This is a genomic window from Enterobacter cloacae complex sp. (assembly GCF_900322725.1).
GTDB lineage: Bacteria > Pseudomonadota > Gammaproteobacteria > Enterobacterales > Enterobacteriaceae > Enterobacter > Enterobacter quasihormaechei.
Genome location: NZ_LT991957.1, coordinates 800,740 through 814,047, shown reverse-complemented (window position 1 = coordinate 814,047; position 13,308 = coordinate 800,740). Strand labels below are relative to the sequence as shown.

At 55.5% G+C, this 13,308-nt stretch carries 15 protein-coding genes; 13 read left to right on the top strand and 2 right to left on the bottom strand.

Annotation, left to right across the window (positions count from 1 at the left end; translation table 11 throughout):
* Window positions 1-415: 415 nt before the first annotated feature.
* The 11 genes from rpoE to acpS all read left to right on the top strand — a co-directional run bounded on the left by rpoE (window position 416) and on the right by acpS (window position 9,756).
* Window positions 416-991 (top strand): RNA polymerase sigma factor RpoE, encoded by a 576-nt coding sequence (gene rpoE / locus DBR02_RS04235; RefSeq protein WP_006176728.1) that lies wholly within the window; start codon window positions 416-418, stop codon window positions 989-991.
* Between the two features lie 31 nt (window positions 992-1,022).
* Window positions 1,023-1,673: an anti-sigma-E factor RseA gene (gene rseA / locus DBR02_RS04230; protein ID WP_063450544.1), complete on the top strand. Its 651-nt coding sequence runs from the start codon at window positions 1,023-1,025 to the stop codon at window positions 1,671-1,673.
* The gene (gene rseB, locus DBR02_RS04225) at window positions 1,673-2,626 is read left to right on the top strand and encodes a sigma-E factor regulatory protein RseB (RefSeq protein WP_003860717.1); all 954 of its coding nucleotides are present in this window, start codon (window positions 1,673-1,675) and stop codon (window positions 2,624-2,626) included. Before rseA ends, rseB begins: the two co-directional genes overlap by 1 nt.
* Complete coding sequence (gene rseC, locus DBR02_RS04220) at window positions 2,623-3,099, top strand: SoxR-reducing system protein RseC (protein ID WP_063450543.1); 477 nt, start codon at window positions 2,623-2,625, stop codon at window positions 3,097-3,099. Before rseB ends, rseC begins: the two co-directional genes overlap by 4 nt.
* Window positions 3,100-3,284: 185 nt before the next feature.
* Complete coding sequence (lepA, locus tag DBR02_RS04215) at window positions 3,285-5,090, top strand: translation elongation factor 4 (protein ID WP_003860714.1); 1,806 nt, start codon at window positions 3,285-3,287, stop codon at window positions 5,088-5,090.
* Between the two features lie 15 nt (window positions 5,091-5,105).
* Window positions 5,106-6,080 carry a signal peptidase I gene (gene lepB / locus DBR02_RS04210; RefSeq protein WP_063867958.1) on the top strand — a complete coding sequence of 325 codons (975 nt, stop codon included), beginning with the start codon at window positions 5,106-5,108 and terminating at the stop codon, window positions 6,078-6,080.
* Window positions 6,081-6,303: 223 nt separating this feature from the next.
* A complete protein-coding gene (gene rnc / locus DBR02_RS04200; RefSeq protein WP_003860711.1) occupies window positions 6,304-6,984 on the top strand; it encodes a ribonuclease III in 681 nt (226 codons plus the stop codon).
* A complete protein-coding gene (era, locus tag DBR02_RS04195) occupies window positions 6,981-7,886 on the top strand; it encodes a GTPase Era (RefSeq protein WP_107533539.1) in 906 nt (301 codons plus the stop codon). Before rnc ends, era begins: the two co-directional genes overlap by 4 nt.
* A gap of 17 nt (window positions 7,887-7,903) precedes the next feature.
* Window positions 7,904-8,611, top strand: coding sequence for a DNA repair protein RecO (gene recO / locus DBR02_RS04190; protein ID WP_107533538.1), 708 nt, complete (start codon window positions 7,904-7,906; stop codon window positions 8,609-8,611).
* Window positions 8,612-8,644: 33 nt separating this feature from the next.
* Entirely contained in the window at window positions 8,645-9,376 is a 732-nt protein-coding gene (gene pdxJ, locus DBR02_RS04185) for a pyridoxine 5'-phosphate synthase (protein ID WP_107533537.1), read from the top strand.
* Entirely contained in the window at window positions 9,376-9,756 is a 381-nt protein-coding gene (gene acpS / locus DBR02_RS04180) for a holo-ACP synthase (RefSeq protein ID WP_063867967.1), read from the top strand. Before pdxJ ends, acpS begins: the two co-directional genes overlap by 1 nt.
* Here the strand turns inward: acpS and DBR02_RS04175 are convergent.
* Both DBR02_RS04175 and DBR02_RS04170 read right to left on the bottom strand, forming a co-directional pair.
* Entirely contained in the window at window positions 9,753-10,013 is a 261-nt protein-coding gene (locus DBR02_RS04175; protein WP_023300734.1) for a YfhL family 4Fe-4S dicluster ferredoxin, read from the bottom strand. The two genes, acpS and DBR02_RS04175, sit on opposite strands and share 4 nt — an antisense overlap.
* Window positions 10,014-10,069: 56 nt before the next feature.
* A complete protein-coding gene (locus tag DBR02_RS04170; protein ID WP_063450540.1) occupies window positions 10,070-10,918 on the bottom strand; it encodes a MurR/RpiR family transcriptional regulator in 849 nt (282 codons plus the stop codon).
* Between the two features lie 118 nt (window positions 10,919-11,036).
* Here DBR02_RS04170 and murQ point away from each other — a divergent pair, with 118 nt between their 5' ends.
* Together murQ and DBR02_RS04160 are read left to right on the top strand one after the other, a co-directional pair.
* Window positions 11,037-11,933, top strand: a complete 897-nt coding sequence (gene murQ, locus DBR02_RS04165) for an N-acetylmuramic acid 6-phosphate etherase (protein ID WP_063450539.1) — start codon at window positions 11,037-11,039, stop codon at window positions 11,931-11,933.
* Window positions 11,934-11,942: 9 nt separating this feature from the next.
* On the top strand, window positions 11,943-13,307 hold the full coding sequence (locus tag DBR02_RS04160) for a PTS transporter subunit EIIC (protein ID WP_107533536.1): 1,365 nt from the start codon (window positions 11,943-11,945) through the stop codon (window positions 13,305-13,307).
* Window position 13,308: the final 1 nt, after the last annotated feature.

The window sequence follows — 13,308 nt, the reverse complement described above, 5'->3', positions numbered from 1 at the left end:
TAATTTACTAAACATGGTGTCGGGAGAATAGCATTCTGATGCGAGTTATCGCACGTTTTTTTTGATGCGTGTTGCAATGACTAAACGAAAGGCCAGAAGTTAAATCATCGCTAAATGACGGGAAATATTTTGCGAAGCAGATCGTTAGCTTCAGATTTTGTGGTGAAATAAAGCCTGTGTTGCGTTACTCTTCTGACGATAAAGTTGATGATTCTTGTCAGAAAGCGGGTGCGTATCGTGAACAGACTTATAATGAGAGAAAATGAACGGTCTGCGGCGCGATGAACAAAAACAAAGGCGTTACGGAACTTATTGAAGAACAGACGCTCTAACTCGGTGCTTGCTCAAAGTGCAATGTTGGTAGAGTGGCGTTTCGATAACGCGTGGAATTTGGTTTGGGGAGACATTACCTCGGATGAGCGAGCAGTTAACGGACCAGGTCCTGGTTGAACGGGTCCAGAAGGGAGATCAGAAAGCTTTTAACCTACTGGTGGTGCGCTACCAGCATAAGGTAGCGAGTCTGGTTTCCCGCTATGTACCGTCAGGCGATGTGCCTGATGTCGTACAAGAGTCTTTTATTAAGGCCTATCGCGCGCTGGATTCATTCCGGGGGGATAGTGCTTTTTATACCTGGCTGTATCGCATTGCAGTCAATACGGCTAAAAATTATTTGGTTGCTCAGGGGCGTCGTCCGCCTTCAAGTGATGTCGATGCTATCGACGCGGAAAACTTCGAAAGTGGCGGCGCGCTGAAAGAAATTTCGAACCCTGAGAACTTAATGTTGTCAGAAGAACTGAGACAAATCGTTTTTCGCACGATCGAGTCGCTCCCGGAAGATTTACGCATGGCAATTACGTTACGGGAGCTGGATGGCCTAAGCTATGAAGAGATAGCCGCCATCATGGATTGTCCGGTCGGCACGGTTCGTTCACGAATTTTCCGTGCGCGAGAAGCCATTGATAATAAAGTTCAACCGCTTATCAGGCGTTGACGATAGCGGGATACTGGAAAAGGTATTAGGCATGCAGAAAGAAAAACTTTCCGCTTTAATGGATGGTGAAACGCTGGATAGTGAGCTGCTTGATGAGCTGTCTCATTCTCCCGAAATGCAACAGACCTGGGAGAACTATCACCTCATCCGCGACACGATGCGCGGTGATACCAGCGAGGTTCTCCATTTCGATATCTCAGCTCGCGTTATGGCGGCCATTGAGAACGAACCTGTTCATCAGACCACGCCGCTGATTCCTGAAGCGCAGCCTGCACCTCACCAGTGGCAGAAAATGCCGTTCTGGCACAAGGTGCGTCCGTGGGCGAGCCAGCTCACCCAGATGGGTGTCGCTGCGTGCGTATCGCTTGCAGTTATCGTTGGGGTCCAGCACTATAATACTCAGTCTGAAGCCAGCCAGCAGCCTGAAGCGCCAGTGTTCAATACGCTGCCGATGATGGGCAAAGCCAGCCCGGTGAGCCTGGGCGTACCGGCAGATGCCTCCGCAAGCGGCGGACAGCAACAGCAGGTACAGGAGCAGCGTCGTCGCATTAATGCGATGTTGCAGGATTACGAGTTGCAGCGTCGTCTGCACTCCGAGCAGCTTCAGTTTGAGCAGGCCCAAACCCAGCAGGCTGCTGTGCAGGTGCCAGGAAACCAAACTTTAGGAACGCAATCGCAGTAATGAAGCAACTTTGGTTCGCCATGTCTTTGATGGCGGGTAGCCTGTTCTTCTCTGCTAACGCCTCGGCTGATGTTTCATCCGGGGCGTTGTTGCAGCAAATGAATCTGGCCAGCCAGTCACTCAATTATGAGTTGGCATTTATCAGCATCAATAAGCAGGGTGTCGAATCGTTACGCTATCGCCACGCCCGCCTTGATAATCAGCCGCTCGCCCAGCTTTTACAGATGGATGGCCCGCGTCGGGAAGTGGTCCAGCGTGGGAACGAAATCAGCTATTTCGAGCCTGGCCTTGAGCCGTTTACGCTCAATGGCGACTACATCGTTGATTCTCTGCCGTCGCTCATTTATACCGATTTTAAACGTCTCGCTCCCTACTATGATTTTATCTCTGTGGGGCGAACACGTATTGCCGACAGACTGTGCGAAGTGATCCGCGTTGTGGCGCGGGATGGCACACGTTACAGCTATATCGTCTGGATTGACGCAGAGACGAAGCTGCCGATGCGCGTTGATCTGCTCGATCGCGACGGTGAAACGCTTGAACAGTTCCGCGTGATCTCCTTCGACGTGAACAGCCAGGTTGGCAACAGCATGCAAAATCTGGCCAAAGCCAGTCTGCCGCCTTTGCTTTCCGTTCCTGCCGGCGATTCTGTTAATTTCAACTGGGTACCTTCCTGGATCCCGCAAGGGTTCAGCGAAGTTTCCAGCAGCCGTCGCCAGCTGCCTACCATCGAAACGCCGGTTGAGTCACGACTCTACTCCGATGGTCTGTTTAGCTTCTCGGTGAACATCAATCGCGCAACGGCGAACAGTTCCGAACAGATGCTCCGTACCGGTCGCCGGACGGTTAGCACCACGGTGCGCGATAACGCGGAAATCACCATTGTCGGTGAATTACCGCCGCCAACGGCAAAACGCATTTCAGACAGCATCAAATTCAGGGCGGCACAATGATTAAAGAGTGGGCCACGGTCGTTTCCTGGCAGGATGGCGTAGCGCTCGTCAGCTGTGATGTTAAAGCATCATGCAGCAGCTGCGCCTCCCGAGCCGGTTGTGGTAGCCGCGTGTTGAATAAGCTGGGGCCGCAGACGTCACATACTATTGCGGTGCCTAGTGACCAGCCGCTGGTGGCAGGGCAGAAAGTGGAGCTGGGCATCGCTGAAGGTAGCCTGCTCACCTCGGCCATGCTGGTTTACCTTTCTCCGCTGGCAGGTTTGTTCGTGATGGGCGGGGTTTTCCAGATGCTGTTTGGCACAGATTTGGCTGCCATGTGCGGAGCCGCTTTAGGCGGCGTGGGCGGATTCTGGCTTGCTAAAGGCCTCTCCCCCAGGCTTACCGCCCGGGAAGCCTGGCAGCCCGTCATCCTCAGCGTTGCGCTGGCACCCGACCAACTTCGTGTTGAGACGCTCTCTTCTGAGGCCCGGTGATCTGCCGGGCTTTATTATTATTTACACCGCAATAAAGAAAACGCCGACTCTTCGCGCTATACCTGGCTCTAAGTGCATTTCCAGCAGACGAGGATGTAGTGTAGAATGCTGCGTTTTCGCACTGAAAAACGTCAGGCTAAGAACAGCGGCCTCCAGGAATTCGTAAGGCATAATTATTTAACTATATGAAGAACATACGTAACTTTTCGATCATAGCTCACATTGACCACGGTAAGTCGACGCTGTCTGACCGTATTATCCAGATTTGCGGTGGCCTGTCTGATCGTGAAATGGCAGCCCAGGTTCTGGACTCCATGGACCTGGAACGCGAACGCGGTATTACCATCAAAGCGCAGAGCGTAACGCTCGACTATAAGGCTTCCGATGGTGAAACCTACCAGCTGAACTTTATCGACACCCCAGGGCACGTTGACTTCTCTTATGAAGTATCACGCTCGCTGGCGGCCTGCGAAGGCGCGCTGCTGGTGGTGGATGCCGGGCAGGGCGTAGAGGCCCAGACGCTGGCAAACTGCTACACCGCCATGGAAATGGATCTCGAAGTGGTGCCGGTTCTGAATAAAATCGACCTGCCAGCCGCCGATCCTGAGCGCGTAGCGGAAGAGATTGAAGATATCGTCGGTATTGATGCGACCGATGCCGTACGTTGCTCGGCAAAAACCGGCGTTGGCGTTCCGGACGTACTGGAACGTCTGGTGCGTGACATTCCGCCGCCGGAAGGCGACCCGGATGCGCCGTTGCAGGCGCTGATCATCGACTCCTGGTTTGATAACTACCTCGGCGTTGTCTCGCTGGTGCGTATTAAAAACGGCACCATGCGTAAAGGCGACAAAATCAAGGTCATGAGCACCGGACAGGTTTACAACGCTGACCGTCTGGGCATCTTCACGCCAAAACAGGTTGACCGTACCGAGCTGAAATGCGGCGAAGTGGGTTGGCTGGTCTGTGCCATTAAAGACATCCTCGGCGCGCCGGTGGGTGATACCCTGACCGGTGCACGTAACCCGGCAGATAAAGCGCTGCCCGGCTTCAAGAAAGTGAAACCGCAGGTCTATGCGGGTCTGTTCCCGGTCAGTTCCGATGATTACGAAAACTTCCGCGATGCGCTCGGTAAGCTGAGCCTCAACGATGCCTCCCTGTTCTACGAGCCAGAAAGCTCAACGGCGCTGGGCTTCGGCTTCCGCTGTGGCTTCCTCGGCCTGCTGCACATGGAAATCATTCAGGAACGTCTGGAGCGTGAATACGATCTGGACCTGATCACCACCGCCCCGACGGTTGTTTACGAAGTAGAAACCACGTCGAAAGAGGTGATCTACGTTGATAGCCCGTCCAAGCTCCCGCCGCTGAATAACATTCAGGAACTGCGTGAGCCTATCGCAGAGTGTCACATGCTGCTGCCGCAGGAGTTCCTCGGCAACGTGATCACCCTGTGTATCGAGAAGCGTGGCGTGCAGACCAACATGGTTTACCACGGTAACCAGGTGGCGCTGACCTATGAAATTCCGATGGCGGAAGTGGTGCTCGACTTCTTCGACCGTCTGAAGTCCACCTCCCGCGGCTATGCGTCGCTGGACTACAACTTCAAACGCTTCCAGGCCTCGAACATGGTCCGCGTGGACGTGCTGATCAACGGCGAACGCGTTGATGCCCTGGCGCTCATCACCCACAACGATAACGCACCGTACCGCGGTCGCGAGCTGGTTGAGAAGATGAAAGATCTGATCCCGCGTCAGCAGTTTGACATTGCGATTCAGGCGGCCATCGGTAACCACATCATTGCCCGCTCAACCGTGAAGCAGCTGCGTAAAAACGTTCTGGCGAAATGCTATGGCGGTGACGTCAGCCGTAAGAAAAAGCTGTTGCAGAAGCAGAAAGAAGGTAAGAAGCGTATGAAGCAGGTCGGTAACGTAGAGCTGCCGCAGGAAGCATTCCTTGCCATCCTTCATGTTGGTAAAGACGGTAACGGTAAATAACCTTAAGGAGTTGGCATGGCGAACATGTTTGCCCTGATCCTGGTCATCGCTACCCTGGTGACAGGCCTGCTGTGGTGCCTGGATAAGTTTATCTTCGCCCCAAAACGCCGTGAACGTCAGGCTGCCGCGCAGGCAGCCACTGACGATGCGCTGGACGCGAAGACCCTAAAAAAAGTTGGCCCTAAACCGGGCTGGCTGGAAACGGGGGCATCGGTATTCCCGGTGCTGGCGATTGTGCTGGTGGTGCGTTCATTTATCTATGAACCGTTCCAGATCCCGTCAGGATCGATGATGCCAACGCTGCTGATCGGTGATTTTATCCTGGTTGAGAAGTTTGCCTATGGCATTAAAGATCCGATTTACCAGAAAACGCTGATCGAAACGGGTCATCCGAAACGTGGCGACATCGTGGTGTTTAAATATCCCGACGATCCGCGCCTGGACTATATTAAGCGCGCGGTAGGTTTACCGGGCGATAAAGTGACCTACGATCCGGTGGCGAAAGAGGTCACCGTTCAGCCTGGCTGTCGCTCTGGTACTGCATGCGAAAATGCGCTGCCAATCACTTACTCCAACGTCGAGCCAAGTGATTTTGTGCAGACCTTCGCCCGTCGTAACGGCGGTGAAGCGACCAGCGGTTTCTTCCAGGTGCCAAAAGGTGAAACCAAAGAGAACGGCATTCGTCTGGTTGAGCGCAAAGAGACGCTGGGCGATGTCACTCACCGCATTCTGACCGTACCAATCGCGCAGGACCAGCTGGCAATGTACTACCAGCAGCCGGGCCAGCAGCTGGCGACCTGGATTGTGCCGCCGGGACACTACTTCATGATGGGTGATAACCGCGATAACTCCGCGGACAGCCGTTACTGGGGCTTCGTGCCGGAAGCGAATCTGGTCGGTAAAGCAACCGCTATCTGGATGAGCTTCGAGAAGCAGGAAGGCGAGTGGCCGACCGGCGTTCGCCTGAATCGTATTGGCGGAATCCATTAATTTTCGTGAAAAATAACGCGTAGCGGCTTTTATTAGCCGCTACGTGAATTATTTCAGCGATAAATCTCTTTGAACTAACGACATCCCCTGTCGTTGTGTATAGAATATTCCCCCGAAGTTTAAGGTTGGCCCTGCAAGGGTGCCACGGCACACGAAACCGCGTTGGTTTTCTCAGGTCGGTTTCGTGTGCTGCATTTTTGACGCATTTATTTATTGGTATCGCATGAACCCCATCGTAATTAATCGGCTTCAACGGAAGCTGGGCTACACTTTTCATCATCAGGAGTTGTTGCAACAGGCATTAACCCATCGCAGTGCCAGCAGCAAACATAATGAGCGTCTCGAGTTTTTGGGCGACTCTATTTTAAGCTTCGTGATTGCGAATGCGCTTTATCATCGTTTTCCGCGTGTGGACGAAGGTGATATGAGCCGCATGCGCGCCACGCTGGTGCGCGGCAACACCCTCGCTGAAATCGCACGCGAGTTTGAGCTGGGTGAATGTCTGCGTCTGGGGCCAGGTGAGCTGAAAAGTGGTGGGTTCCGTCGTGAATCCATTCTTGCCGATACGGTCGAGGCCTTAATCGGTGGCGTGTTCCTGGACAGCGATATCCAGACCGTAGAAAAGCTGATCCTGAACTGGTATCAGACCCGTCTGGACGAAATCAGCCCGGGCGATAAGCAAAAAGATCCGAAAACGCGTCTGCAAGAATATTTGCAGGGTCGTCACCTCCCGCTGCCATCCTATCTGGTGGTGCAGGTGCGTGGCGAAGCGCACGATCAGGAATTTACCATCCATTGCCAGGTCAGTGGCCTGAGTGAACCGGTGGTCGGCACGGGTTCAAGCCGTCGTAAGGCTGAACAGGCTGCCGCCGAACAGGCGTTAAAAATGCTGGAGCTGGAATGAGCATCGACACAACCTATTGCGGATTTATTGCCATCGTCGGACGTCCGAACGTTGGCAAATCCACCCTGCTGAATAATCTGCTTGGGCAGAAGATTTCTATCACCTCGCGTAAGGCGCAGACCACGCGTCACCGCATCGTTGGTATCCATACTGAAGGCGCGTATCAGGCGATTTACGTCGATACCCCGGGCCTGCACATGGAGGAGAAGCGCGCCATCAACCGTCTGATGAACAAGGCGGCGAGCAGCTCCATTGGCGACGTAGAGCTGGTGATTTTCGTTGTGGAAGGCACCCGCTGGACGCCGGATGACGAAATGGTCCTGAACAAGCTGCGCGACGGCAAAACGCCGGTGATCCTCGCGGTCAATAAAGTGGACAACGTGCAGGAAAAAGCCGATCTGCTGCCACACCTACAGTGGCTGGGCAGCCAGATGAACTTCCTGGACATCGTTCCGCTGTCTGCGGAAACGGGTCTGAACGTTGATACCATTGCCGGCATCGTACGTAAGCACTTGCCAGAAGCGACTCATCACTTCCCGGAAGATTACATCACCGATCGCTCGCAGCGCTTTATGGCCTCTGAAATCATCCGCGAGAAGCTGATGCGTTTCCTGGGCGCAGAGCTGCCGTACTCGGTCACGGTTGAGATCGAGCGTTTCCAGTCGAACGAGCGCGGCGGTTACGACATCAATGGTCTGATCCTCGTTGAGCGTGAAGGTCAGAAGAAGATGGTGATCGGCAATAAAGGCGCCAAGATCAAAACTATCGGAATCGAAGCCCGTAAAGACATGCAGGACATGTTTGAAGCACCGGTTCACCTGGAACTGTGGGTGAAAGTGAAATCTGGCTGGGCCGATGATGAGCGTGCGCTGCGCAGCCTCGGTTACGGCGAAGACCAGTAAACAAAGACGGCGAGCATATGGATGGATGGCAGCGCGCCTTTGTCCTGCATAGTCGTCCCTGGAGCGAAACCAGCCTGATGCTGGACGTCTTCACGGAAGAGTCCGGTCGCGTGCGCCTTGTTGCCAAAGGCGCACGTTCCAAACGTTCTAATCTCAAAGGTGCCTTACAGCCTTTTACCCCGCTGCTGGTTCGCTTTGGCGGGCGAGGGGAAGTCAAAACCCTGCGCAGTGCTGAAGCCGTCTCCCTGGCGCTTCCTCTTTCTGGCATTACGCTCTACAGCGGTTTGTACGTCAACGAACTCATCTCACGGGTGCTCGAACATGAGACCCGCTTCTCTGAACTATTCTTCGATTACCTGCACTGTATTCAGTCGCTCGCTGGCGCAACCGGCACCCCTGAGCCTACGCTGCGTCGTTTCGAGCTGGCGCTGCTCGGGCATCTTGGATACGGCGTCGATTTTCTGCACTGTGCGGGGAGTGGGGACGAGGTAGAAGATACCATGACCTATCGCTATCGTGAGGAAAAGGGCTTTATTGCCAGCGTCGTCGTTGATAACAGCACCTTTACCGGACGCCAGCTCAGAGCACTGTATGAACGCGAGTTCCCGGACGCCGACACTCTGCGCGCCGCAAAACGCTTTACCCGAATTGCGCTCAAGCCGTATCTTGGTGGCAAGCCCTTAAAGAGCCGCGAATTATTCAGGCAGTTTATGCCGAAACCTTAGACCACAGCATCAGAAAGAAAACCGAGGATTGTCATGGCTGAATTATTGTTAGGCGTCAACATCGACCACATCGCCACTCTGCGCAACGCGCGCGGCACCGCGTATCCGGATCCGGTTCAGGCGGCATTTATCGCTGAACAGGCTGGCGCCGACGGCATTACCGTCCACCTGCGTGAAGATCGTCGCCACATCACCGATCGCGACGTGCGCATCCTGCGCCAGACGCTGGATACCCGCATGAACCTGGAGATGGCGGTAACGGAAGAGATGCTGACCATTGCCTGCGATACGAAGCCGCACTTCTGCTGTCTGGTGCCGGAAAAGCGTCAGGAAGTGACGACCGAAGGCGGTCTGGACGTGGCGGGGCAGCTCGACAAAATGCGCGACGCCTGCAAACGCCTGGCGGATGCCGGTATCCTGGTTTCCCTGTTTATCGACGCCGATTTCAGCCAGATTAAAGCCGCGGCCGACGCGGGCGCGCCGTACATTGAAATTCACACCGGCTGCTATGCTGATGCTGAAAATGACGCTGAACAGGCTAAAGAGCTGGAGCGTATTGCCAAAGCGGCAACCTACGCGGCCAGTCTGGGCCTGAAGGTTAACGCCGGACACGGCCTGACCTATCACAACGTGAAGGCCATTGCTGCTCTGCCGGAAATGCACGAGCTGAACATCGGCCACGCGATTATTGGCCGGGCGGTAATGAGCGGCCTGAAAGAGGCGGTTTCAGAGATGAAGCGCCTGATGCTGGAAGCACGTCAGTAATGGCCATTCTGGGCTTAGGTACCGATATCGTTGAAATAGCCCGCATCGAAGCGGTGATCGCCCGCAGCGGCGATCGCCTGGCAAGACGCGTGCTGAGCGATAATGAATGGGCCATCTGGGAGGCGCATCAACAGCCGGTGCGCTTTCTGGCAAAGCGTTTTGCGGTAAAAGAGGCGGCGGCGAAAGCGTTCGGCACGGGCATTCGTAACGGCCTGGCGTTTAACCAGTTTGAAGTCTTTAACGATGAGCTGGGTAAACCACGTCTGCGCTTATGGGGCGAGGCGCTTAAGCTGGCGGAAACGCTGGGCGTGGCGCACATGCACGTAACGCTGGCAGATGAACGCCACTATGCCTGTGCAACGGTAATTATCGAGAGTTAAATTTTGTCCGCATGGTGCATCAGGACAAACTTATCCCACAGCTGTTCTTCGTTCTCGACGTGTGCCGGATCTTTTAAGATCGTATTGGGGATTGGGCACACCTTCTGGCAGGTCGGCGTTTCATAGTGGCCGATGCACTCGGTGCAGCGGTCGCTGTTAATCTCATAAATGCTGTCGCCCATCGAAATCGCCTGGTTAGGGCATTCGGGTTCGCACATATCGCAGTTGATGCATTTTTTAGTGATTAACAGCGCCATCGGGAAATTCTCAGAAACATCACAAACAGGGCGGGCATTATACGCGCATTTTGTGCTCAGACCAGTTTTTTTACCAGCTCTTCGCTGTGGCGAATCCGCTCTGGCGCACGCTCCAGATCCTGCTGAACCAGCGCCATAAACAGCAGATCCGTTAACATCATTTGCGCACTTGTTGAGGAAATAGCCGCGCTGCGAGTGGCCTGTTCCTCGGCAATGGTATACAGACAGCGCGTTGCCCGCTGCTGGAGCGCATTGGGGCTAAAGCCGGTAATGGCCAAAATTTTCCCCCCCACGCGCAGGGCTTCGTCGGTGGCCATATTTATCTCGCGGCGCTCGCCGGAATAGGAGATGGCCAGCAGCACATCGTCAGGATCCATCGCCTGAACGGTTGCCAGCAGCGCGTGCATATCCTGCTCAACGATGGCGTTATAGCCGATTTTAGTCAGCTTCCAGCCAAAGTTACGCGCCACCAGCCCGGATGCCCCAATCCCGGTCAACACAATGCGCCGTGCGTCGCGAAGCATGGCGACGCTTTCCAGCAGCTTCTCTTCGGTGTTCACGTCCAGCGTGGCGTGCATTGCCGCCACGTTCTCTTTGATCAGCTTTTCACCGACCAGACGCATCGGATCGTCGCCGCGGATCTGGTTATGCACCGGCATAGACTGCGGGTTAGGGTTGCTCACCAGCGCTTCGCTGATGGCCAGCTTCAGCGCCGGAAAGCCCTTAAACCCAATCTTCTGGGCAAACTTCACTACGCTTGACTGGCTCACTCCGGCTTCGCCTGCCAGCTGCTGCGAGCTAAGGTGCCGCGCGCGATCGGGCTGAGAGAGTAAAAAATCCGCGAGCTTTTTGTCACTCTGGGCAAAGCCTGCGTAGCGCTGACGAATGCGAATTAAACAGTTCATACGATCTCCTGGCGAAAATGTGATTGCCTGCGCAAATACGGATTTTGCTCGCCTGAATGAATTTTATATTCCATTATAGTGCGTTTATTATGAATTAAAAATTCCAGAGGTACATTACATGAATCTAGGCTCTCTTGTTTCTGAAACGCGTAACCCGCAAACCATGGATCTTGACGCGCTCTCCACGCTTGAGCTGGTAAACCGCTTTAATCAACAGGATACCCTCGTCGCGCTGGCAGTCAAAGAGACATTGCCTGAGGTAGCAAAAGCCGTGGACGCCGCTGCCGACGCGCTGAAAGCCGGAGGACGCATTATTTATATGGGGGCGGGAACCAGCGGACGCCTCGGCGTGCTCGATGCCTCGGAGTGTCCGCCGACCTTTGGCGTTCCGCACGGCCTGGTTGTGGGCCTGATTGCCGGCGGCCCTGGCGCGCTGCTGAAAGCGGTGGAAGGAGCAGAAGATAATAAACAGCTTGGGGAAGATGACCTCAGGACGCTGAACCTGACCGCGCAGGATCTGGTGGTCGGGCTGGCGGCTTCCGGGCGTACGCCGTACGTCATTGGCGGGCTGGAATATGCCCGGAAGATCGGGTGCACCACGGTCGCCATCTCCTGCAACCCCGGCTCGCCGATAGCGCAGGTAGCGGACATTGCCATCTCGCCTGTCGTTGGGCCCGAGGCGTTAACCGGCTCGACGCGTCTGAAGTCGGGTACCGCGCAGAAGCTGGTGCTCAATATGATCTCCACCGGCGCGATGGTGAAATTCGGCAAGGTCTACCAAAACCTGATGGTGGACATGCAGGCGACCAACGTCAAGCTGGTGGACAGAGCGTGCCGCATGGTGATGGAAGCGACGGGCGCCGCGCGTGAAGAGGCGGAAAAGGTGCTTCAGCAGACCGATCACGACGTCAAACCGGCCATTCTGATGATATTAACCGGGCTGGATGCAGCCGCGGCCAGAGCCAGACTCGATGCCCATCACGGGTTTTTACGGGCGGCATTAGAACACGAATAAGAGGCGTGTATGGACAAAACAGCAGCGCTCGCCAGCGACATCCTGCTCGGGATCGGTGGGGAAAACAATATTCAGCGTCTGGAAAACTGCATGACGCGCGTGCGCGTCGAGGTGCATAACGACGACAAGCTCGATGTCACGCGCCTGAAGCAGCTTCCCGGCGTGAGCGGGTACGTTAAGCAGGGGCAACAGCATCAGCTGATTGTCGGCCCGGGCAAAGCGGCGCAGGTGGTTGACGCCATGCGCGCTCTGATGACGGGCGGGGAAACGGTTCACGCCGTTGACGACGCGGAACGCACCAAAGCGCAGGCGAAAGCCAGGTATAAAGCCCCTATGAGCGACGCGCTGCGCCAGCTGGCCAACGTCTTTATTCCGCTGATCCCGGCGTTTATCGCGTCGGGGCTGATCACCGGGATTATCAATATCCTTAAGCGTCCGGATATTGTCGGGGATTTTGCCACGCAGTATCCGAACCTGCTGGGCATTCTCGCCATTTTCGGCAGCGCGGTGTTTGCCATCATGAACATTCTGGTGGGGGTGAATACCGCCAAAGTGTTCGGCGGCTCGCTGGCGATGGGCGGCGTGATGGCCGGGATCCTCTCCAGCCCGCAGCTGGCTCAAATTACGCTGTTTGGCGAGGCGCTTCAGCCTGGCCGAGGTGGGGTGATTGCCGTGCTGCTGGTGGTGATCCTGATGTGCTGGATCGAGAAAAAGCTGCGCGCGGTACTGCCCGGCTCGATTGAGCTGATCCTCAACCCATTGCTGACCACGCTGATTACCGGGAGCGTGGCGATTGTGGCTCTGCAACCGCTGGGCGGCTGGATCTCGGAAGCCATCGCCCACGGCGCGTCACTGGCTATCGATCGCGGCGGGTTGCTGGTAGGCGCCGTACTGTCCGGAACCTTCCTGCCGTTAGTCCTGACCGGTCTGCATCAGGGGATGGTGCCGATTCACGTCGAACTGGTGCAGGCGCACGGCTATAACGCGCTGCTGCCGATCCTGTCGATGGCGGGCGTTGGGCAGGTCGGTGCGGCCATCGCGATACTGATAAAAACCCGCAACGCACGTCTGAAAAAGGTCATTAAAGGGGCGCTGCCGGTCGGGTTACTCGGTATCGGCGAGCCGCTGATTTTCGGCGTTACGCTGCCGCTGGGTAAACCGTTCCTGGCCGCCTGCCTCGGCGGTGCGGTGGGTGGGGCGCTGATCAGCTACTGGAAAGTGGCGACCGTTATCACCTTTGGGATCTCCGGTTTACCGCTGGCATTAACCATCGTGACCGGAAAAGTCATGCTCTATCTGTTAGGCTATCTGGTAGCGGTGATCGCCGGGTTCCTGTTTACCTGGCTGTTAGGATTCAACGACCCAGAGGAGTAAG

What these genes read in the sequence shown, in the direction of transcription:
- rpoE (WP_006176728.1), top strand. Translation starts at nt 416, where the DNA reads ATGAGCGAGCAGTTAACGGACCAGGTCCTGGTTGAACGGGTCCAGAAG.
- rseA (WP_063450544.1), top strand. Translation starts at nt 1,023, where the DNA reads ATGCAGAAAGAAAAACTTTCCGCTTTAATGGATGGTGAAACGCTGGAT.
- rseB (WP_003860717.1), top strand. Translation starts at nt 1,673, where the DNA reads ATGAAGCAACTTTGGTTCGCCATGTCTTTGATGGCGGGTAGCCTGTTC.
- rseC (WP_063450543.1), top strand. Translation starts at nt 2,623, where the DNA reads ATGATTAAAGAGTGGGCCACGGTCGTTTCCTGGCAGGATGGCGTAGCG.
- lepA (WP_003860714.1), top strand. Translation starts at nt 3,285, where the DNA reads ATGAAGAACATACGTAACTTTTCGATCATAGCTCACATTGACCACGGT.
- lepB (WP_063867958.1), top strand. Translation starts at nt 5,106, where the DNA reads ATGGCGAACATGTTTGCCCTGATCCTGGTCATCGCTACCCTGGTGACA.
- rnc (WP_003860711.1), top strand. Translation starts at nt 6,304, where the DNA reads ATGAACCCCATCGTAATTAATCGGCTTCAACGGAAGCTGGGCTACACT.
- era (WP_107533539.1), top strand. Translation starts at nt 6,981, where the DNA reads ATGAGCATCGACACAACCTATTGCGGATTTATTGCCATCGTCGGACGT.
- recO (WP_107533538.1), top strand. Translation starts at nt 7,904, where the DNA reads ATGGATGGATGGCAGCGCGCCTTTGTCCTGCATAGTCGTCCCTGGAGC.
- pdxJ (WP_107533537.1), top strand. Translation starts at nt 8,645, where the DNA reads ATGGCTGAATTATTGTTAGGCGTCAACATCGACCACATCGCCACTCTG.
- acpS (WP_063867967.1), top strand. Translation starts at nt 9,376, where the DNA reads ATGGCCATTCTGGGCTTAGGTACCGATATCGTTGAAATAGCCCGCATC.
- DBR02_RS04175 (WP_023300734.1), bottom strand. Translation starts at nt 10,013, where the DNA reads ATGGCGCTGTTAATCACTAAAAAATGCATCAACTGCGATATGTGCGAA.
- DBR02_RS04170 (WP_063450540.1), bottom strand. Translation starts at nt 10,918, where the DNA reads ATGAACTGTTTAATTCGCATTCGTCAGCGCTACGCAGGCTTTGCCCAG.
- murQ (WP_063450539.1), top strand. Translation starts at nt 11,037, where the DNA reads ATGAATCTAGGCTCTCTTGTTTCTGAAACGCGTAACCCGCAAACCATG.
- DBR02_RS04160 (WP_107533536.1), top strand. Translation starts at nt 11,943, where the DNA reads ATGGACAAAACAGCAGCGCTCGCCAGCGACATCCTGCTCGGGATCGGT.